Genomic DNA, 19,409 nt, shown 5'->3' with positions numbered 1-19,409 from the left:
GAGCGGCGCTCAGGCACCGCGCTGCAGAGAACTCGGGGAGGTCAAGATGGCGGAAAGCCGGACGGGTAAATTCCAGGACCAGAAAACTCTGATCCTGATTGTCTTTGTGCTGTTGGCGCTGACAGTTTTGGGCATTTTTGTTGCGCACCGTCTCAGCAGCGGGCCGGCCCCCGTGGCCGGGATGTCCGGGGCCGCCTCTTCGCAGACCCCCGTGCCTGCCGCCGCAACGGCGCAGGGCAATGAGCCGCGTTGGGAGAAGACCGCGAGCTTCGGCGTGTGGGAGGTTCGTTGCCGCAAGGATGCGCAGGGCCCGGCCAAAGGTTGCTTCGGCATTCTTGAGATCAAGGACGCCAAGAGGAATCAGATCCTCCTGACCTGGGTCATCGGCAGAAACGGCAAGGGCGAGCTCGGCACGACCATTCAGACGCCTGGCGGCGTATTGTTGCCGCGCGGCGTCGATGTGACGCTCGGTGAGGGCAAGCCGCAAAACTTCGTCTTTGAAAGCTGCTCGCAACGTGGTTGCTTTGCCTCGGCACCGCTCACCGATGCGTTTGTCGAACAATCGAAGACGGCGGAAAAGGCGAAGCTCACCATTGTCGGCCTCAATGGCAAGGCGACCACCTTCGCCATTCCGCTCGCCGGCTTCGACAAGGCGGTTGCGGCGGTGAAGGGCCAGTGATCCCGTCGTAATTCATGTGATCGGACCCGGAATCAGGGCTTGATCCGGACCAGCCGGGCGACTTAGGGTGCGGGCCATGTTTACATGGCTCCGCTCCAAGAAGCTCCCATCTGTCGGACTGTCTCTGTTCATGCTGGCAGTGATGACGGCGGGTGTTTCCTATTCGCCGACGCTTTACCGCTGGTTCTGCGCCGCTACGGGATATGGCGGCTCGGTGACCGAAAAGCGCTCGACCGATACGGAGACCTACACCCAGTCCAACGCCATCGGGCCCGAGATTACGGTGCGTTTTGATACCAATGTGGCGCCCTCGCTCGACTGGGAGTTCAAGCCCGAGGAAGTCTCGGTCAAGACCCATATCGGCCTGCCGACGACGGTATACTTTCTCGCGAAGAACCTGTCGAAGGAGACGATCGTCGCTCGCGCCACATACAATGTGACGCCCGAGGCCGCGGGCTATTACTTCACCAAGACGCAGTGCTTTTGCTTCACCGAGGAGACGCTGAAGCCAGGTGAGTCAGCCCGCATGCCGGTTGTCTTCTATGTCGATCCGGAAATGCTGACGGATACGACGGCTAAGTCGATCCGTACCATTACGCTCTCCTATACCTTCTTCCGGCTCGATGCGACCAAGGACGCGGTGGCAGCCGCCCGTCCGCTCGCTGACGCATCGAAGGCGGAGGCGGAAGCGCTGGCGCGGACCAAGGAAGCCGAATTCCAGCCTCCGGAAATCCGGCGCTAGCGGCGGGCGCGGCGGGCCTGTAGCCTCGACGGTGCCCCTCAACGCGCAAGCTGGTTTCGATGTTCCCCATTTCGGACGACAATCCGGAGCCCGGCCGACCTCTCGTCACCTGGGCGATCATCGCGGTCTGCATTGCCGTTTTTCTCTGGGAAATGTCGCTGCCGGCCGATGAGGCCGACCGGGCGCTCCTCCAGTTCGGCGCGATCCCCGCCGCGCTTTTTGGTTCGATGGCAGTCGGCGCCGTTCCTGTCTGGGCAACGATATTCACCTCGATGTTCATGCATGCGAGCCTGGGCCATGTCGGTGGGAACATGCTCTATCTGTGGATATTCGGCGACAATGTCGAACTTGCCATGGGCCGCGTTCGCTTCCTCGTCTTCTATCTCGTCTGTGGTGCGGCGGCCGCGCTCGCGCAGGCCTTGCAGGCGCCGGAGTCGATCATTCCGCTGGTTGGCGCGAGCGGCGCGATCTCGGGGGTGCTCGGCAGTTACCTGCTCATCCACCCCTTTGGCCGCGTTCGTGTGCTGATCATGCCTCTTCCATTTTTTGTGCGCGTCGTGACAGTGCCGTCGCTCGTCGTGCTGGGCTTCTGGTTCATAATCCAGTTTCTGAGTGGCCTTTCGAGTGACGGCGCCAAAGGCGGCGTCGCCTTCTGGGCTCATGTCGGAGGCTTCATCGCGGGGATGGTGCTGGCGCCCATTTTCAAGAGACGCGATGTCCCGCTTCTCCAGCGAGGAACGCCCCGCATCTTCGACGCGCGGCGCGGGGATGAACGCCGCGACGGTGGCGAGGGGCCTCGTCGTGGTCCCTGGAGCTAAGGTATTTCGTTCACGATAGCTGAATCAAAAACGCCGCGCTGATGAGGCGCGGCGTTTTATGTCGATTGCGATCAGCTTGCGCGGGCCAGTGCCGGGCGCCTCAGCGCGCGGGCGGCATCTTCCGCTTTCGAAGGTGAGGAAAAGCTTGCGCCCTCAAGCTGCGCGTAATGAGGGTTTGAGGCGTAGAAGGAATAATCCCGTCCGGTCCTGACGATAATGCCTGCGGCCTCATCGTTGATCTCGATTACATAAGCGTCGGTCATGTCAACTCCTCTCGCCGTGGCGCGTATAACGCGCATCACCGGCTCGCGCCTTGTCGGCGCGGCGAAAATTTTGTGAAGATTTTTCTGCTCAGCCGGGCAGACGCCGCGGCAAACTTGCGCTCAGGCGCGACAACACATTCGGTCGTGCTGACACATGAGCGTCATGAGGCGGGCCTGCATTCGCATGCGTGAGGCTTCGAGAATTGCGCTGAAGCGCGGCAGGTCTGCAATGCGTTTCGTCATGGCAAGCTCCACCCGGTGTCCGGGGCCCAATTGGAGAAACAATACTATATTAATTAAGTAGAGAAAAGAAATTTTGGCGCGAAGGGGATTCGAAAAGCCTTCATCAATCTGGGGCAATCTTCGAACATGTGGCGGTCGCGGTTCATTAAGATCGTTGAAACGGCGAAGTGTGGAGTGAGACGTGAAAGTACCGGCAAAGTGGCGACGCAGCGCGGCGGGCGTGACCGCGCTCGCGATGGCGGCCTATCTGGCCGTCGCCCTCTCGGTGCAGGGCGGCCAGATCCTCGACTCGATTGCCCATATCGGCCCCGGGGCGGTTCTGGCAGTCCTCGGCCTTTCGCTTTTCAACTATGGGCTCCGCTTCTGCCGCTGGCAGCTTTATCTCGGCTGGCGGGGCTTCAAGGTTCCGGTCCTGCGAAGCCTGGCCATTTATCTTTCCGGCTTCGCGCTGACGGTGAGCCCCGGCAAGGCAGGCGAGGCCGTACGCTGCCTCTATCTCGCCGATGAGGGCGTGCCCTACAAGGCGAGCGTCGCACTCCTGTTCGTCGAGCGGCTTCTGGACTTTTTCGCCGTGGTTATTCTTGCAGCGCTCGTTCTCACCGTCAGGGCCGATCTCGTCTGGGCGATTGTGGGCCCGCTCTCGCTCCTTGTCGTCGCGCTCTTCCTCGTCACCCGCGAGGGGAGCCCCGCCTTGCTGGTTCGGGCCGGACAAAGGCTCGGCGGGCGCGTCGGCCATACGATTGAATGGGTGGCGGATACGCTGGAACACTCGCGCCAGCTTCTCGTCTGGAAGCGGCTCGCAGCCAGCCTCGCGCTCACCGTCATTGCGTGGGGTGCGGAGGGTTATGGCGTCTGGCTTCTCACTTCCGCACTCGGGCACGATCTCGGCATCGGCCTTTCCGTGGGAATCTACGGCCTTGCCATTCTGGCCGGCGCGATGGCTGTCTTCGTGCCCGCCGGGCTTGGCGGCACCGAGGCGGTGATGACGGGTGCCCTTGCGGCGGCGGGGCTCCCCATCGCCTCGTCGATTGCGATCACGCTGGTGTGTCGCCTCGCGACGCTCTGGTTCGCAGTGTTGCTTGGTGTCGGCGCGCTCGCGCTGGTCGAACTCAAGGTTGCGCCCGCGCCAAAGCAAGCTACGCTTGAAGGGTGAGGCCACCCATGAATGAAACCATCGTAACGTCCGGCTCTGTGCTCTGCGTCGATCTCGACGGCACGTTCTCGCGGACGGACACGCTGACCGAGGCCGTTCTGCTGCTTCTGAAGCAGCGGCCCTGGGCTTTGTTTCTGCTGCCCCTCTGGCTTCTCCGGGGCAAGGCGCATTGCAAGGCAGAGATTGCGCGGCGCATTTCCTTCGATCCGGCAGCGCTCGCCTATAATGAGGACCTCGTCGGCTGGCTTCGCGACGAATATGCTTCCGGCCGCAAGATCGTGCTCGCCTCCGGCGCCGACCGGCGCATTGTCGAGGCAATCGCAGCTCATCACGGATTTTTTGCCGATGTCATCGCGAGCGATGGCGTCGTCAACATGACGGGCAAGGCAAAGGCAGCAATCCTCAAGGATCGGTTCGGCAATTACGCCTATGTCGGCAATGCTCCGGTCGACATTCCCGTCTGGGCGGGAGCGGAGGCCTCGATGCTCGCGGCGCATTCGGACGCGGTCGAGCGGGCGCTTTCGAAACATGTGAACTTCGATCGCGTGTTCCGCCGCGAAGGCGAGAGCCGCTCGCGCATCCGGCTCTGGCTGAAGGCGCTGCGCATTCATCAGTGGGTGAAGAACTCGCTTCTCTTCGCGCCGCTCATTCTGTCGCATCAGATTTTCAATGAGGCCAAGCTGGTGGCTGTCGGCCTTGGCTTTCTCGCCTTCAGTCTTTGCGCATCGAGCGTCTATCTGCTCAATGACCTTCTCGACCTCGGCGCGGACCGCAGGCATCCGACCAAACGACTCCGGCCCTTCGCTGATGCGGCTCTGCCGCTCGAACAGGGCATCGTCGCGATCCCGCTGCTTCTCGCAGCGAGTTTCTCGCTCGCGGTCTATGTCGATCTGCCCTTTGCCGCCGTGCTTGGCGTCTATTATCTCGTCACTGTCGCCTATTCGTTCGATCTGAAGCGCCGGGCGCTCCTCGATGTATTCACGCTCGCCGCGCTCTATTCGCTTCGTATCATCGCGGGCGCCGTCGTCGCCCATGTTGCGCTGTCACCCTGGCTGGTGGGCGTGTCGATCTTCCTCTTCCTCAGCCTTGGCGTGGTGAAGCGTGTCGCGGAAATAGAATCCGGGCGGAGGCGTGGCGTGACGCTTCTGCAAGGGCGCGGCTACAGATCCGAAGACCTTTTCATATTGCAAATGCTGGGCGTTGCGGCGGGCTATGCAAGTATTGTCGTGCTCGCGCTCTATGTGAGCGCGCCGGAGAGCCGCGCTCTCTACCCGCATCACCAGCTCCTCTGGCTCTTCGCGCCGTTGATGCTCTACTGGATCAGCCGGATATGGCTCCTCACGCATCGAGGTGAGATGCATGACGATCCGATCGTCTTCGCGCTGAAGGACCGGACGAGCCGGGTCATCGGCGCCGTCGCCGTCGCCATCATCGTCGCGGCGTCGCTCTGATGGTCGATCCTGTTGTCAAACCCATGAGTTGGGGACGCTATCCGCGCCTCGCTCAACATGTGGTGGGCATGTCGGATCGTCATGCGGCGCTGCCGCTCCCGACCGAGGGAAGCGTCCTTCCCTATGGGCTCGGGCGCTCATATGGTGACAGTTGCCTCAATGGCGGTGGCACGCTGATTGCGACCCGCGGGCTCGACCGTTTCATTTCCTTTGACAAGGAAAGCGGCGAGATCGCCTGCGAGGCGGGTGTTTCGCTCGCCGAGATCATCGAGGTGGCGCTGCCGCATGGCTGGTTTCTGCCGGTCACGCCCGGTACGAAATTCGTGACCCTGGGCGGCGCCATCGCCAATGACGTGCATGGCAAGAACCACCACCGCGAGGGCACTTTCGGTTGCCACGTAAAGAGTTTCGAGCTTTTACGTTCGGACGGAACGAGGCTTGCCTGCTCGCCAGAAACGAACGCGGATCACTTCGCCGCAACCATCGGCGGGCTCGGCCTCACCGGCCTTGTCACCATGGCGACGTTGCAATTGAAGCGCGTCGCCTCCGCCTTTCTCGGCGGACAGTCGATCAAGTTCGGCGGCCTCGATGAATTCTTCGAGTTGAGCGCAGAGTCGGCGGCGAGCCATGAATATGTGGTGTCGTGGATCGATTGTCTGGGCAGCGGCGAAACCCTGGGGCGTGGGCATTTTCTGCGCGCAAATATTCTTTCGGCGGAAGAGGCTGCGGGCCGCAAACAGCGGAAAGCCCTGCCGCTGACCGTTCCGGTTATGCCGCCAGTCTCGCTCGTCAATCATTTGACGCTCAAGGCCTTCAACGCTGCCTATTACAACCGGCAGTCGCCGCGCGTGGCGGAAAAAATCTGGGATGTCGATAGTTTTCACTATCCGCTCGACGCCATCGCGAACTGGAACCGCATCTATGGGCCGCGCGGATTCCTGCAATATCAGGTCGTTGTACCGACTGCCGATCAGCGCGATGTGTCTGAAGCGTTGCTGGAGGAAATCGCGCGCAGCGGAAAGGGCTCTTTCCTTGTCGTGCTCAAGGTCTTTGGAGACCGGCCATCGCCGGGCCTGCTCTCCTTTCCCATGCCGGGAACGACGCTCGCGCTCGATTTTCCGATACTGGGCGACGAAACCTTCAAGCTGCTCGACAGGCTCGATGCCATCGTCATGGAAGCGAAGGGCCGCATCTATCCGGCAAAGGACGCGCGCATGTCGCCTGCCTCTTTCGCGCGGGGCTATCCCAATCTCGAAACTTTCCGCAAATTCGTTGATCCGCGCATGAATTCCAGTTTCGCGCGGCGTGTCATGGAGAGAGCCTGATGAGCCGCGTAATGATTTTCGGCGCAACATCTGCCATCGCGCAGGAGGCCGCGCGGAGCTTCGCAAAAGACGGCGCGAGCTTTTTTCTGGTCGCCCGCAACCAGACGGCGCTGGCCGATATCGCCGCCGATCTCAAGGTACGCGGAGCACAAAGCGTGGCGACGCATATCGCGGATCTTAGCGATCTCGATTCGCTTTCCGGTCTTTGCGACAAGGGGCGCGCCGCGCTTGGCGGCATCGATGTGGCGCTCATCGCGCATGGCATTCTTCCCGACCAGAAGGCCTGCGAAACTTCCGTCGACGCGACGCTCGGCGCGCTGCGGGTCAATGCCCTGAGTCCGGCAGCGCTGATGATCCGCCTTGGAGAAATCCTTGTGGCACAGGGCTCTGGCTCGCTTGTCGTCATTTCCTCGGTCGCCGGCGATCGCGGGCGACCGAGCAATTATGTCTATGGCGCCTCGAAGGCGCTTCTCTCCGTGATGGGCGAGGGCATGGCATTCGCCCTCGGTCGCGCGGGCGTCAATGTGCTCGTCGTGAAGCCGGGCTTTGTCGATACGCCGATGACGGCGGAGTTCCCGAAAGGGGCGCTCTGGGCCTCTGCGAAGTCGGTCGGTGAGGAGATCGCCGCCGCCGTGCGCAAGGGCAAGCGCGGCATCATTTACGCACCCTTCTGGTGGCGCTTCATCATGCTCATTATCCGCTTCGCGCCGGGCTTCATCGTCAGCAAGATCTGACGTGGGGTCAGGCGACGCCTGCGCGCAGGAAGTCGTGGATGTGAACCACGCCAACGGGCTTTCCGTCGTCGACCACGAAGAGGCTCGTGATCTTCTGCTCGTTAAGAAAGTTGAGCGCTTCGGACACGAACATGGTGGGCGGAACGGTTTTCGGCGTCCGATTCATGATGTCGCCGACGCGCTTTTCCAGAAGGTCCGCGCCCATGTGGCGGCGCAAGTCGCCATCGGTGATGAGGCCGATGAGCTTACCCTCGTCGTCAATGATGCCGAGGCAGCCGAGGCTCTTGCGCGACATCTCGATCAGCGCCTCTGTCATCGGCGTATCCGCCTTCGCCAGCGGCAGGTCTGGGGCCTTGTGCATGATGTCGCCGACATGGCGCATCTGCGCGCCCAGCTTCCCGCCCGGATGGAAAATGCGGAAGTCGCTTGCCGTGAAGCCGCGACGGTCAATCAATGCGACGGCCAGCGCGTCGCCAAGCGCGAGCTGCATGGTTGTCGAGGTCGTCGGCGCATTGGTGTTGGAGCAGGCTTCCTCGGCTTTGGGCAGGACAAGGGCGATGTCCGCCGCGCGAGCGAGCGCGCTCTTCGCCACGGCCGTGATCGCGATCAGGGGAATGGCGAAACGCTTTGCGTAGGAAAGGATGCTATGAAGCTCCGCGGACTCGCCCGACCAGGAGAGCGCGAGGATCGCGTCGTCCCGTGTGATCATGCCGAGATCTCCGTGGCTTGCCTCGGCAGGATGGACGAACTGGGCCGGCGCACCGGTGGAGGCGAGGGTGGCGGCGATCTTGCGGCCGATATGTCCGCTTTTGCCCATACCCGTTACCACGATCCGGCCCTCGACCGCATAAAGAAGATCGACGGCTTCGGAAAAGCCGCTATCGAGCGACGCCGCCAGCGCCTTGAGCCCGGCTATTTCGAGCTCGAGCGTGCGCCGGGCCGAGGCGAGGTGGCTGGAGATTGCAGGCTCTCTGGATTTATTTGCGGATGACAAGGGAAGGCCTTAGGAGTTGACTGCCGTACATGGCGATGGAACCACTGCGGGTATAATTGGTAATAGCTTAACAGATTTTTCGTTTGTGGCGTCGCCTTATGAGGCCTCCGTTCCGCCTTGACCCGGTGCTTTGGTCATCGCGGCTGGCGGGTATAGAGTTAAAAACAATGGTCTTTTCGGGACTGATGGGCTGCAGTCGCGGAGCCAGTCCGGGTTCCTTTATGTATGAAGCGAAAGTCCAGGTCGTAACGTGTTTGGTGGGATCGTAAAACGGGTTCGCGAAGCGGTGGGAGTTGCAGAGCGCAAGCCAGCGGCAATTCCAGACGGTGTGAGAGTCTACGCCGTCGGCGATATCCATGGCCGCGACGATCTGCTCGCCAATATGCTTCAGCGGGTTGAGGCGGATGCTCATGCACGTCCGCCCGCCCGCAATATCGTCATCTTCCTGGGTGACTATGTCGACAGGGGACTGCAGTCGAAGCAGGTGCTCGACCGACTGACCTCTCATCCGCTTGCGGGTTTCGAATTCGTGTACCTGAAGGGCAACCATGAAGCCGCGATGCTCGAGTTTATGCGCGATGCGAATTTCGGGCGCACGTGGAAATATTACGGCGGGCTCGAAACGCTGCATTCCTATGGCATCACCGAACTGACGCTGAGCGACAATCCCGATGATTTTGAGCGCGCGCGGGAGCATCTGCTCAAGGTTCTGCCGGTCGCTCATCGACGCTTTCTGGAAACGCTCCGGCTGTCGGTCGAGATCGGCGACTACTTCTTCGTTCACGCGGGCGTGGCGCCGGGGATCAGTCTTGCGCGGCAGGTCGAGGATGACTTGCTCTGGATTCGTGACAAGTTTCTTCAATCGGATATGTGGTTCGGGAAAGTGGTCGTCCATGGCCACACTCCGAAGGAGAGGCCGGTCTTCCGCCCGAATAGAATTGGCATCGATACGGGGGCCTACATGACCAATGTGCTCTCGTGTCTCGCTCTCGAGGGGCAGGAGATGCGCATAATTCAGACGGCGGATGTTGTGATGGCGGCATTTTCGGGCACGGCTGCCGAGTAGCATGAGACATCGCCGGGCATGCGATGCTTTCAATGCGGTTGGGATGTTCCGAGATTGTCCTTTGGTAAAGTGGCGGAAAATGAAGTCAAAGGTGGGGATAATGAGTTTCACAAGCGCACATCTGGTTCGGCGGGCCGTTCTGAACGTCGTGATGGCGGCGGGGTTGATGGCGCTGGCAGCCTGCGCCACCTCCGGTGCGGGCCAGAGCCAGGCACCCGCAGCGGCGCCAGCCGCTTCGGCCGCCGCACCGTCGGAAGTGGCTTATGTTCTTGGCGCGGGCGACAAGCTGCGTGTCATCGTTTACGGCGAGCAGGATCTTTCGGGTGAATTCGATGTGACGGGCACCGGGAAAGTGTCGCTGCCTCTGGTTGGCCAGGTGCAGGCAGCCGGGCTCACGCTTGACCAATTCGAAAAGGAGACGCGCGATAAATTATCGCAAGGCTACCTGACGAACCCGAAGGTGAGTGCGGAAGTGCTGAATTACCGGCCCTTCTACATCCTGGGTGAGGTCGATAAGCCCGGGCAGTATCCCTATACGAGCGATATGACTGTGTTGAACGCGATTGCCGTCGCTGGTGGTTACACTTACCGCGCGAACAACGATACGGTTTACATCACGCGCGGCAATGGCGCCGAAGCGCAATACCCGGCCTCACAGCAGGTCAAGGTGCTGCCTGGTGATGTGGTCCGGGTGCCGGAACGCTTCTTCTGATTGCGGAATTTGGCCAGTGGCAATTCCTGGTGTGAGTCAAAAGGAAGCCACGAGAACGACATGTTGATTATCGGGTCCTGCGTGTCCGTGCACCGGTGCTGCGGACTTCTGATGCTTCAATGGCACAGCTGAATAAAATTGCGCCGTGAGAAAAAAGCCCGACCCCGCAAATTGATCGATTTGAGAGCCTGCGCGCTTTTGTGGAGAGGGCGGTTGTGGTATAAAAAAATAAGTATTTTTGTTGGGACCGGTAGCGTGATGCGGGCCTTTATCCGTGTGAGGGGACATGAAACATCGGTGGCTGAAGGCTGTAGTTCTGATGATGTCCGTGATTGGCGGCAGTCAGACGGTTATGGTGGCTGCGCACGCAGCGGTGGCCGACGATGTCGGGCAGATCGTTGCGGCTCACGCGGCCGATGCGGATGGGGGGGCTGCCCTGCGGGCAGCCTTCGCTTCTCTCATTTCGAATGCCGCAAATCCGGCTACGGCCGCAGCGGAGGTGATCGCCTCGCTCGGCGGCGCGTCGCCTGCCGCTCTCGCGGCGGTTGCGGGTGCTATTGACGGGATGGATTCCATCACGCCCGATGCGCTTGCGGCTGCGATCGGCAAGGTCGTCGCTGACGGCGGCAAGGGCGCCGACGCGATTTCGGCGACCGTCCTCGCGGTTGCGCAGTATTTCGGCGAGGACAACCGCAAGGCTGCCGGTAGAGGGCTGGCGATCGCGGTTGCCAGTCTGAAGGACCTGCCGGGAATGGCCGACGTTGCCGGCAAGATCATTGCGCAAGTCGATGCCTCAGGCCTCGATGAGGTCAAGACCGCCTATGCCGAAGAGGCTTCGGAAATCCAGACCGCTGGGCTCAACAATCAGACCGGCGATACGCTGCTCGCGAAGACCACTCCGCTGACGACGCAGAGCCCGAATTAATCGAATACGTAGCGATGTGCCATGTGCGGAGGGCCGCGATGTGGGGGGCGACCCGGACAGCGCGCTCAGACAGTTTGGAGAGGCTTATGAAGAATATCCCATTTTATCTGATCGTTCCGGTCGTCGCGCTGGTCGGGTCCAGCGTTGTGGCATCCGCTGAGGATATTACGCCTTCTTCTCAAGACCCGATCACCGATGTGCGCGGCCAGAGCGTTCGCGAGCGCGCACGGCCGGGATATGACGCCGTGGGCATCCGTGCCGGTAGCTTCCTCATTCTGCCCAAGGTCGATCTTGGCGAAAGCTACAACGACAACATCTATGCGACCGATACCAACACGAAGAGCGACTTCGTCACGTCTGTCGCGCCTTCGATCAAGGTCCAGTCACTCTGGTCGCGTCACGCTCTGAACCTCAAGGCGGGCCTTGATCAGTATTGGTACAACAGCCATAGCTCGGAAGATCGCCTCAACTGGAACGTGGGGGCGGATGGCCGGCTTGACGTGCTGCGCGACACCTATCTTACCGGCGCTCTCGGCTATCAGCTTGCCCATGAAGACCGCGGCTCGACGAATTCGTCGACATCGGCGGCGGAACCGGTTGAATATAATCTCTTCGAAAGTTCGCTCGGCCTTTTCCAGCGCTTCAATCGTGTCACGGCGAAGCTGAGTGGCGCCTTCAATCAATATGATTACAAGAATGTCGCCCAGATTGGCGGCGGCACGATCAACGAAGACGTTCGTGACCGCAACGAATATATCGGCAAGCTGCGGCTTGGCTATGACCTCTCCCCCGACACCAATGTCTATGCGGAGGGAACGCTCAACAAGCGCTCTTACGACACGTCGGTGCCGGTCGATCGTAACTCGGACGGCTATGAGGCTGTCATCGGCTCCGAGTTCAAGCTCTCAGCGCTTGCGCAGGGCGAGGTCTATGTGGGTTATCAGCGCCAGCAGTATGACGCGTCCTATTACTCCGCTACCAGCGGCCTCGCTTATGGCGCGAAGGTGAACTGGTTCGTAACGCCGCTGACAACTGTGCGCATCACCGCGGCGTCGACGATCCAGGAATCGATCGATCCCGGCGCATCGGGCTATACGAGCCAGAAGGTCGGCCTCGGCCTCGACCACGAACTGCTGCGGAACCTGATCCTCAGTGGAGACGTCGCATATGAAAATGATGATTTCGGCAACATTTCGCGTAAGGATGATGTGACGTCGGGCTCTGTCGGCGCGACTTATCTTCTGAATAATTTTTTCGCCGTCGGCATCAATTATGGCATCGTGGATCGTAGCTCGAACGTCTCGGGGGCAGACTATACGCAGAACCAGATCGGGTTCACCCTGCGCGGCCAGCTCTGATTCGCTCGAACAACTTGAGGCCTTTGTGGGCGTCGTGACAGGGGGCCCTATCGGTCCTCATCGGCGCAACTGTGGCGGTGCTGTGATGTCTGTCGATGTGGTGAGTTCATGAATGCGCCGCTTCAGCGGTCGGGTGCGCCGGCCGCTACGCCCGGGGGTTTTGGCGACCCTGAGGATCAGACACATCTGGAGCTTGACCTGGTCAAGCTGTTCCGCACGCTCAGGCGGCGCCTGAATGTCATACTGAGTGTTGTGGTCGCCGTTTCGGCGCTGGCGACGGTGGCGGTGTTCCAGCTGACGCCGCGCTATACCGCGGGCACCCAGGTCATGATCGACACCCAGCGCAAGGATGTGGTCAACCTCAACGATGTCATGTCGGGGCTCGGCTCCGACTCCGCGGCCATCGACACCGAGGTGGAAATAATCCGGTCGAGGGCGACTGCGCGGCGGGTTGTTGAAAAACTCTCCCTTATCGACGACCCGGAATTCAATCCGCGGCTCCGCCCGGCCTCCTGGCTCGACACCATAAATCCACTGCACTGGATCGGCAGGCTCTTTGCGTCGTCGAACAAGGCTGTGCAGCCGTCCGCAGACGAAAAAGAAGCCATGATTGATGCGGCCGTCGACGTCGTTGTTGGACAAGAGGATGTCAGCAGGCGCGCCCTCACTTATGTGATCGATATCTCCTTTACTTCGCCGAGCCCGGAAAAGTCCGCCAGGATTGCCGATGCGATCGCCGACGCCTATATCGTCAGCCAGCTGGAGGCGAAGTTCGACGCGACGAAACAGGCGAATGACTGGCTATCCGGTCGGCTCGATGAGTTGCGTCGGCAGCTTGAAGCGTCGGAACGTGCCGTCGAGCTCTACAAGAGCCAGAACAATATCGTCACGACCCAGACAGGCACACTCAACGAGCAGCAGCTTTCCGAGCTTAATGCCCAGCTGATCCTGGCCCGCGCCGACCGCGCCGAGAAACACGCGAAATACGACCGCGCGCGCCAGATCGTGCAGTCCGGCGGCAGCATTGAATCTGTCGTGGATGTGATGCAGTCCTCCGTCATCGGCAGCCTGCGTGGACAGGAGGCCGAGCTTGCGCGCAAGCAGGGCGATCTCTCGGCGAAATACGGTCCGAGGCATCCGTCGATCCTGAATCTCGAATCCGAACGCCGCGATCTCGAAAGCCAGATTCAGAACGAGGTGCGCCGCATTGTGGCGAGCCTTTCAAACGAGGCGATGGTCGCCGATGCGCGCGTCAACGCCCTCCAAAAGAGCCTCGACGACCTCCAGCACCGCACGGGCCAGAACAATCAGGCATTCGTGCGCCTCAATGAGCTCGAGCGCGAGGCCACTGCGAACCGCACCCTTTATGAGTCCTTCCTTGGACGCTTCAAGGAGACGACGCAGCAGCAGAATCTCCAGATGTCCGATGCGCGTGTCGTCGCGCGCGCCGCAGTCCCCATGGGCCCTTCTTTCCCGAAGAAGGACCTGTTTATAGAGATTGCCTTTGCCCTCTCCGTCCTGTTGGGTGTCGGCCTCGCATTCTTGCTCGACCATCTCGACAATGGCGTGCAGACGGGGCAACAACTCGAAGGCGTGTTGAGCCTGCCGCATCTCGCCACGATTCCCCGGACGCCGCGCGAGAAGGACGTCGACGGAAAGCCGATGAAACCGCAGGACTATGTCATCCAGAAGCCGCTATCCGGCTTTTCGGAGGCGCTGCGGGGTCTGCGGACGGCGCTGGCGCTGTCGAATGTCGACAAGCCGCCACGCATCATCCTCTTCACTTCGGCACTTCCCGACGAAGGCAAGACAACGACTGCTTTGAGTTTTGCCCGCGCCGCCGCTCATGCCGGCGTCAAGACACTGCTGATCGATTGCGATCTCAGGCATCCTTCCGTGCACCGAGCGCTGGGCTGGGAGCGCGTCGAGAATGGCTTTGTCGAATGCCTCGCGGGGCGTGTGCAGTTCGAAGATGTCATCCGCAAGGATGGCCAGACCGGCCTCGACGTTCTGCCGGTGGCCTCCGGCGCCGCCAACCCGCCCGACCTCCTGAGCTCGGCGCAGATGCGCCGCCTCCTCGATCACGTCGTGGGCATCTACGATCTCGTCATTCTGGACAGTGCGCCGGTTCTCCCCGTTGCCGATACGCGCGTTCTCGCGCTGCAGGCCGACAAGACGGTCTTCATCGTAAAGTGGGATGCCACGCCCCGCGATGCCGCCGCTTCGGCAATCAAGGAGCTGCGCAGCTATAATGTCGATCTTGCCGGCGCTGTGCTTGTCCAGGTCGATACCGCCAGGCTCGCCAAATATGGCTATGGCGCGAGCGAAGGCTATTACTACGGCAAGTACCGCCACTATTACGCTGACTGAGGCGGGGCCGTGGCGTTGCCGCAGGAAAGAGCCCCCCGTTTCTCGCGCTTTCTGGCGCCGGGCGGCGCGTTGGCGATCGGCATCGTTCTGGTCGGCCTCGCCGTTCCGCGCGTCGTTGCCTATTTCGATGTTGTCTCATGGCGCGACTTTTCGCAGGCCGGACCGCGGCCGGGTGCGCCCGTCGAGCAAACGGATGCGGTGCTCGCCGCTTATCGCAATGCCGCAGCCTGGCTGCCGGGCGATGCCGACCTTCAGCAAATGCGCGGACGGCTCGCCCTGCTCGCGCTTCGCGCCGAACGGGCGGAAAACGCCGCGCTGAAGGATGAAGCGGCGAGCGCCTTGCGGGCCGCCGTCGCGGCGGCTCCCAACCGCACCTGCGCCTGGGCCATGTATTCCTATGCGGGAAGCCGCTACGCCTTGCCTTCGATCGCGATCGAACCTTCGGTCCGGCTCGCCTATATACTGAGCCCGCCGACGCCCGGCTGCGCGAGCCTTCGGGTTTCGGCCATTCTCGCGTTGCCGCAGGGCGTCCCCGACGATTTGAAACCTTATGTGGAAGCGGATCTGCGCAGTATCTGGAATTCGCGTGCGCGGCGTGACCTCGCCTTCATCTACCGCGATGCCCCGGTCGAGACCCGGACTTTCATCGCAGAGGGGGTATTCGGCGGCGCGGCGGCCAAAGCGCGGATGGACAAGTTCCTCAAGGTGACGCTCGACGAAGAGGCGCGTCGGGCAAAGCCGGGCGCACGGTAGAGACGCGCGCGGAACCGGACTTCAGGCCCGAAGAGGCAGGCCCGACCGGCGCATCTTCCTCGCGTCGCGGGCTTCGAAAAGCCCTCTGACAATGACGACGACGACCAGCGCTCTGAGTGCGATATCGGCAAGTCTGGACATGGGATTCTCCTTGGGGCTTGGCAGGCTCCTCTGAACCGCCACAAGCTCGCGCAGGATCGCCGATGCCGTTTGAACCCCACCTGAATGGATTGCGGCGGTATTCAGGCATCTCCGTTCATCGTGGGTTCAGCCGCCAGGCCCTATCTCTTGAGCATGTGAGGACGGACCTCGCGGTCCGAAGGTTCGAACCGACCCGTCCAAAGGAGATCGCCATGACCAAGATCAGTTCTTCGTTCCGTGCCAAGGCCGCTGCGCTGGCGCTGGCCGGCTTCGCGACGGTGGCGCTTCCCATGACGCCGGCCCTTGCCGACGGGTGGCATGGCGGCGACCGGCATGGCTGGGAGCGTCATGGCGATTGGGGCGGCGGATACCATGATCGCGGTTGGGATCGCGGCTGGGATCGCGGGCATGACGATAATGACGGCGCGGCGATTGCGGTTGCTGCCGGTGTCGGCCTCCTGCTCGGCGCGGCCATCATGTCGCAACCGGCTTATGACGCCCCGCCGCCGGTCGCTTATGCGCCTGCGCCGAGCGGATATTACGGGCAGCCGCCCCTTCAGGCGGTTCCCGCCTCCGAGGTCTATCGCAGCACCTCCGGCCAGTATTGCCGCGAATACCAGTCGAGGGTTCGCGTCGGCGGCGAGTGGCGGCAGGCCTATGGCACTGCGTGCCTCGGCGAAGACGGTGACTGGCGCGTCGTTCAGTAAGCGGACGGTCAGAACGGAATTGGGAAAGTGCCGCTCCGGCAGATGGGGCGGCGCTTTTTTCGTGCCGAACTTATCCCCGCCCTTCGCGGCCCTTGCAGACTGTCGGCGATCAACGAGCGCATGGGCGCGGCAGAGCAAGGATGAGATCATGGCGACCATATTGAACGCGGCGACGGCAAACGGCGGGTCGACGGCGGTGGACTGGACCGGCGGCACGGGCACTTTCTGGGCCTGGGGGACTTTCGGCGGGGCGACGGTGGCGCTTGAGGCAAGCCCCGACGGGACGAACTGGTTCTCCGTGGGCCAGTCGGTGAGCTTCACGCAGAATGGCGTCGGGGGCTTCGTGCTCGGTCCTTGCAAGCTCAGGGCGGCAATCTCCGGCGCAACCGGAACGACCTCCGTCTCGGCCATTCTGTGAGGCAATCCTGTCGTCGCTTCGTTCCCGCCGATATGATGTGGGTATTGGAAAAGGAGCGGGGCGGCGCTGGAGTAGGAATGAGCGAAAACAATCTGAAAGCGCAGGCAAGTGCGGCATGGCGTTTCGTCGCGTCGCGGCGCGCCGAGCAACGCTTCGCCATTCGCGTGATGGTGGCGAGCTTTCTCTCCTTCATGCTCGCGCGAACGCTGGGACTGCCGCAGGGCTACTGGGTGATGCTGACGGCGGTCATCGTCATGCAGAGCAATATCGGCAGCTCGCTCAAAGCGGCGACCGACCGGCTCACCGGAACGGTGGTCGGTGCGCTCGGCGGATTTCTCGCCACGCTCGTGGCGGCGAACGGCCTCGTGGCGGAGGGGCTCGTCATCGCGCTGGTACTGGGGCCACTCGCATTTCTTTCGGCGTCCAATCCGAGGTTCAAGATTGCGCCCATCACGGCGATCATCGTCGTGTTGAGCCGGACGGGCCATGAGCCCGCCTTCTGGCTTGCCGTTGAGCGCGTCGGTGAAATCGTGCTTGGCGGCTTCATCGGCGTGGCCGTGGCGCTTTTCGTGCTTCCGGCCCGGGCCCATTCCGATCTCGCCGAGCGGGTGGGGGCGGTGCTCGCGCTGCTCGCCGAGGTCTGGAAGCTCGAGATCGCGAGCCTCGACCCCGGCGCGGACGCGGTCCTGCTCAAGACGAAGCTTCAGGGCGTCAACGACCGGCTTCGCGCCACGGTCGCGGGCGCCGAAACGGCGGGCGAAGACATGAAGCGCGAGAGGTCCGCGCGGATTGCCGAATATGGCGACACGGACGCCTTGCTGCGCTCGCTGCGACGCTTTCGGCACGACTTCATTCTGGTCGGGCGAGCGACGGCGGCGGCCTGGCCGGAGACTGTGACCGCGTGGCTTCAGGCGCCGCTTGCAGCGGTAACCTCGACGCTCGAAACTCAGTTGAACGCAGCCGCCGCGGCGGCGCGCAACCGAACGGCGCCGCCTTCGGCCGATGCCTTCATTGCGGCGATCGATGCTTTCGGCAACGAGCTTGAGCGCCTCCGCGCCGATCCGCTGATGACGGAGCTTCCGCCCGAGACCGTGGGTGGATTGTTCACGCTGGGATTTGCCTTCGAGGAGATGCGGCGTGAATTGCCGGAACTCGGCAACCGTCTCGCGGAGTTCGCACGGCCCGCCGCGACCGGCTAGTCGTTGGCGAGGATCATGTTCCGGACGATGGGATAGATCTGCCCCGCCCAGCGCGAACCCGAAAAGACACCGTAATGGCCGACGCCCGCTTGCAGGTGGTGGCGCTTCTTGTAGGGCCTGATGCTGGTACAGAGATCCTGCGCGGCAAGCGTCTGGCCGACCGAGCAGATGTCGTCCTTCTCGCCCTCGACCGTGAGGAGCGCCGTGCGGCGGATCGCGGCGGGGTCGACCCGCTCCCCATGCCATGTGAGAAGGCCTTGCGGCAGCAGATGCTTCTGGAAGACGAGGTTCACCGTCTCCAGATAGAACTCGGCGGTGAGATCGAGCACGGCGAAATATTCGTCATAGAAGGTCTTGGTTGCCTCGGCGCGTTCGATGTTGCCGGTCGCGATATGCCCGAGAAGGTCGACATGCGTGTCGATATGGCGTTTGGGGTTCATGCTCATGAAGGCGGTGAGCTGAACGAAGCCCGGATAGACGCGGCGTCCCGCACCGGCGAAACCCGCAGGCACGCGCGAGATGAGATTCTTTTCGAACCACTCGATCGAATGCGTCGTGGCGAGTTCGTTGACGGTCGTCGGATTGATCCGCGTGTCGATGGGACCTGCCATCAGCGTCATGCTGGCGGGCTGGGCCGGATTGTCGGTCGCGGCCATGACGGCGACGGCGGCAAAGGCGTGAGCGCAGGGCTGGCAGACCGAGACGAGATGCGCGCCTGGGCCCAGCTCTTCGAGAAAACGGATCACGTGATCCACGTATTCGTCGAAGCCGAAGCGCCCGGCATCGAGGCTGACGTCGCGGGCATTGTGCCAGTCGGTGATGTAGACATCGTGATCGGGCAGGAGCACCGCGACGGTGTTGCGGAGCAGGGTCGCGAAATGGCCGGACAGGGGGGCGACGACGAGAACCCGGGGCTGCTCCGAACTCACATGTTCTTTTTTGAAGCGTAGCAGAGTTCCGAAAGGCGTCGAGAAGGCCGCCTCTTCATGGACGGGCACGTCCTCGCCATCGACGTGAACCGTGTCTATGCCGAAGGGAGGGCGGCCATGGGTAAGGCCGGCACGGGAGAAAAGCTCAAGCGCCGCCGACCAATGGTTGAGCGTCGCAGAGTCGAACTGGGTCACCAGCGGGTTGTTGAGAAAGGAAACCGCGGCGTTCGCCACGGCCCGCCAAGGTTTCATCAAGTCTGCTTGCGCCTGATAGGCGTAATACATCATGGCAGCGGCCAGCCCCCTGAACGTCACTGTCATCGGCCATAAAGTTTGGCCGACCCACTAGAAGGCTAGTGCAACTTATGCTGCACTGCGAGATAATTATTGCGAGCGCGTGACAGCGCGGCGTGGACAAAGGGGACCGCC

19 protein-coding genes are annotated in these 19,409 nt (G+C 62.0%); 16 read left to right on the top strand and 3 right to left on the bottom strand.

Annotation, left to right across the window (positions count from 1 at the left end; translation table 11 throughout):
- Nucleotides 1-211 precede the first annotated feature (211 nt).
- From F2P47_RS17615 to F2P47_RS05140, 3 genes are all read left to right on the top strand, one after another.
- The gene (locus F2P47_RS17615; protein ID WP_185680954.1) at nt 212-679 is read left to right on the top strand and encodes an invasion associated locus B family protein; all 468 of its coding nucleotides are present in this window, start codon (nt 212-214) and stop codon (nt 677-679) included.
- Nucleotides 680-755: 76 nt separating this feature from the next.
- Entirely contained in the window at nt 756-1,421 is a 666-nt protein-coding gene (locus F2P47_RS05145; RefSeq protein WP_152215110.1) for a cytochrome c oxidase assembly protein, read from the top strand.
- A 59-nt stretch (nt 1,422-1,480) separates the two neighbouring features.
- Nucleotides 1,481-2,239, top strand: a complete 759-nt coding sequence (locus F2P47_RS05140; RefSeq protein WP_152215109.1) for a rhomboid family intramembrane serine protease — start codon at nt 1,481-1,483, stop codon at nt 2,237-2,239.
- Between the two features lie 71 nt (nt 2,240-2,310).
- Here F2P47_RS05140 and F2P47_RS05135 read toward each other — a convergent pair whose 3' ends face one another.
- Nucleotides 2,311-2,502 (bottom strand): hypothetical protein, encoded by a 192-nt coding sequence (locus tag F2P47_RS05135; protein ID WP_152215108.1) that lies wholly within the window; start codon nt 2,500-2,502, stop codon nt 2,311-2,313.
- A gap of 424 nt (nt 2,503-2,926) precedes the next feature.
- Between F2P47_RS05135 and F2P47_RS05130 the strand changes: the two genes are divergently transcribed.
- From F2P47_RS05130 to F2P47_RS05115, 4 genes are read left to right on the top strand one after another with little or no spacing between them, the layout of a single operon-like run.
- Complete coding sequence (locus tag F2P47_RS05130; RefSeq protein ID WP_152215107.1) at nt 2,927-3,898, top strand: lysylphosphatidylglycerol synthase transmembrane domain-containing protein; 972 nt, start codon at nt 2,927-2,929, stop codon at nt 3,896-3,898.
- An 8-nt stretch (nt 3,899-3,906) separates the two neighbouring features.
- Complete coding sequence (locus F2P47_RS05125; protein ID WP_152215106.1) at nt 3,907-5,349, top strand: UbiA family prenyltransferase; 1,443 nt, start codon at nt 3,907-3,909, stop codon at nt 5,347-5,349.
- Entirely contained in the window at nt 5,349-6,674 is a 1,326-nt protein-coding gene (locus tag F2P47_RS05120) for an FAD-binding oxidoreductase (protein ID WP_152215105.1), read from the top strand. The genes F2P47_RS05125 and F2P47_RS05120 overlap by 1 nt, the downstream gene beginning before the upstream one ends.
- Complete coding sequence (locus F2P47_RS05115) at nt 6,674-7,408, top strand: SDR family NAD(P)-dependent oxidoreductase (protein WP_152215104.1); 735 nt, start codon at nt 6,674-6,676, stop codon at nt 7,406-7,408. Before F2P47_RS05120 ends, F2P47_RS05115 begins: the two co-directional genes overlap by 1 nt.
- A 7-nt stretch (nt 7,409-7,415) precedes the next feature.
- On the opposite strand, the gene F2P47_RS05110 is transcribed toward F2P47_RS05115, so the two are convergent.
- Nucleotides 7,416-8,402, bottom strand: coding sequence for a KpsF/GutQ family sugar-phosphate isomerase (locus F2P47_RS05110; RefSeq protein ID WP_152215103.1), 987 nt, complete (start codon nt 8,400-8,402; stop codon nt 7,416-7,418).
- A 328-nt stretch (nt 8,403-8,730) separates the two neighbouring features.
- Between F2P47_RS05110 and F2P47_RS05105 the strand changes: the two genes are divergently transcribed.
- The 9 genes from F2P47_RS05105 to F2P47_RS05065 all read left to right on the top strand — a co-directional run bounded on the left by F2P47_RS05105 (nt 8,731) and on the right by F2P47_RS05065 (nt 18,051).
- Nucleotides 8,731-9,468, top strand: a complete 738-nt coding sequence (locus F2P47_RS05105) for a metallophosphoesterase family protein (RefSeq protein ID WP_246176747.1) — start codon at nt 8,731-8,733, stop codon at nt 9,466-9,468.
- A 100-nt stretch (nt 9,469-9,568) separates the two neighbouring features.
- Nucleotides 9,569-10,180 carry a polysaccharide biosynthesis/export family protein gene (locus F2P47_RS05100; protein WP_246176746.1) on the top strand — a complete coding sequence of 204 codons (612 nt, stop codon included), beginning with the start codon at nt 9,569-9,571 and terminating at the stop codon, nt 10,178-10,180.
- A 286-nt stretch (nt 10,181-10,466) separates the two neighbouring features.
- Nucleotides 10,467-11,105 (top strand): hypothetical protein, encoded by a 639-nt coding sequence (locus F2P47_RS05095; protein ID WP_152215102.1) that lies wholly within the window; start codon nt 10,467-10,469, stop codon nt 11,103-11,105.
- An 86-nt stretch (nt 11,106-11,191) separates the two neighbouring features.
- Entirely contained in the window at nt 11,192-12,463 is a 1,272-nt protein-coding gene (locus F2P47_RS05090) for an outer membrane beta-barrel protein (RefSeq protein WP_185680952.1), read from the top strand.
- A 108-nt stretch (nt 12,464-12,571) separates the two neighbouring features.
- Complete coding sequence (locus F2P47_RS05085) at nt 12,572-14,833, top strand: GumC family protein (protein WP_152215100.1); 2,262 nt, start codon at nt 12,572-12,574, stop codon at nt 14,831-14,833.
- A 9-nt stretch (nt 14,834-14,842) separates the two neighbouring features.
- Nucleotides 14,843-15,586: a hypothetical protein gene (locus tag F2P47_RS05080; RefSeq protein WP_152215099.1), complete on the top strand. Its 744-nt coding sequence runs from the start codon at nt 14,843-14,845 to the stop codon at nt 15,584-15,586.
- Nucleotides 15,587-15,939: 353 nt separating this feature from the next.
- On the top strand, nt 15,940-16,434 hold the full coding sequence (locus tag F2P47_RS05075; RefSeq protein ID WP_152215098.1) for a hypothetical protein: 495 nt from the start codon (nt 15,940-15,942) through the stop codon (nt 16,432-16,434).
- 148 nt (nt 16,435-16,582) lie between these two features.
- A complete protein-coding gene (locus F2P47_RS05070; protein WP_152215097.1) occupies nt 16,583-16,852 on the top strand; it encodes a hypothetical protein in 270 nt (89 codons plus the stop codon).
- 77 nt (nt 16,853-16,929) lie between these two features.
- Nucleotides 16,930-18,051, top strand: a complete 1,122-nt coding sequence (locus F2P47_RS05065) for an FUSC family protein (protein ID WP_185680951.1) — start codon at nt 16,930-16,932, stop codon at nt 18,049-18,051.
- On the opposite strand, the gene F2P47_RS05060 is transcribed toward F2P47_RS05065, so the two are convergent.
- Nucleotides 18,048-19,268, bottom strand: a complete 1,221-nt coding sequence (locus tag F2P47_RS05060) for a polyhydroxyalkanoate depolymerase (RefSeq protein ID WP_152215343.1) — start codon at nt 19,266-19,268, stop codon at nt 18,048-18,050. The two genes, F2P47_RS05065 and F2P47_RS05060, sit on opposite strands and share 4 nt — an antisense overlap.
- Between the last annotated feature and the right edge of the window lie 141 nt (nt 19,269-19,409).

Source organism: Parvibaculum sedimenti, from assembly GCF_009184905.1.
Taxonomy (GTDB): domain Bacteria; phylum Pseudomonadota; class Alphaproteobacteria; order Parvibaculales; family Parvibaculaceae; genus Parvibaculum; species Parvibaculum sedimenti.
This window is presented reverse-complemented; position numbering and strand designations above follow the sequence as displayed.

Coding starts and splice junctions, on each gene's coding strand:
- F2P47_RS05095 (WP_152215102.1), top strand. CDS start 10,467: ATGAAACATCGGTGGCTGAAGGCTGTAGTTCTGATGATGTCCGTGATT.
- F2P47_RS05145 (WP_152215110.1), top strand. CDS start 756: ATGTTTACATGGCTCCGCTCCAAGAAGCTCCCATCTGTCGGACTGTCT.
- F2P47_RS05085 (WP_152215100.1), top strand. CDS start 12,572: ATGAATGCGCCGCTTCAGCGGTCGGGTGCGCCGGCCGCTACGCCCGGG.
- F2P47_RS05115 (WP_152215104.1), top strand. CDS start 6,674: ATGAGCCGCGTAATGATTTTCGGCGCAACATCTGCCATCGCGCAGGAG.
- F2P47_RS05135 (WP_152215108.1), bottom strand. CDS start 2,502: ATGACCGACGCTTATGTAATCGAGATCAACGATGAGGCCGCAGGCATT.
- F2P47_RS05065 (WP_185680951.1), top strand. CDS start 16,930: ATGAGCGAAAACAATCTGAAAGCGCAGGCAAGTGCGGCATGGCGTTTC.
- F2P47_RS05070 (WP_152215097.1), top strand. CDS start 16,583: ATGGCGACCATATTGAACGCGGCGACGGCAAACGGCGGGTCGACGGCG.
- F2P47_RS05075 (WP_152215098.1), top strand. CDS start 15,940: ATGACCAAGATCAGTTCTTCGTTCCGTGCCAAGGCCGCTGCGCTGGCG.
- F2P47_RS05120 (WP_152215105.1), top strand. CDS start 5,349: ATGGTCGATCCTGTTGTCAAACCCATGAGTTGGGGACGCTATCCGCGC.
- F2P47_RS05060 (WP_152215343.1), bottom strand. CDS start 19,268: ATGATGTATTACGCCTATCAGGCGCAAGCAGACTTGATGAAACCTTGG.
- F2P47_RS05100 (WP_246176746.1), top strand. CDS start 9,569: ATGAGTTTCACAAGCGCACATCTGGTTCGGCGGGCCGTTCTGAACGTC.
- F2P47_RS05090 (WP_185680952.1), top strand. CDS start 11,192: ATGAAGAATATCCCATTTTATCTGATCGTTCCGGTCGTCGCGCTGGTC.
- F2P47_RS05140 (WP_152215109.1), top strand. CDS start 1,481: ATGTTCCCCATTTCGGACGACAATCCGGAGCCCGGCCGACCTCTCGTC.
- F2P47_RS05125 (WP_152215106.1), top strand. CDS start 3,907: ATGAATGAAACCATCGTAACGTCCGGCTCTGTGCTCTGCGTCGATCTC.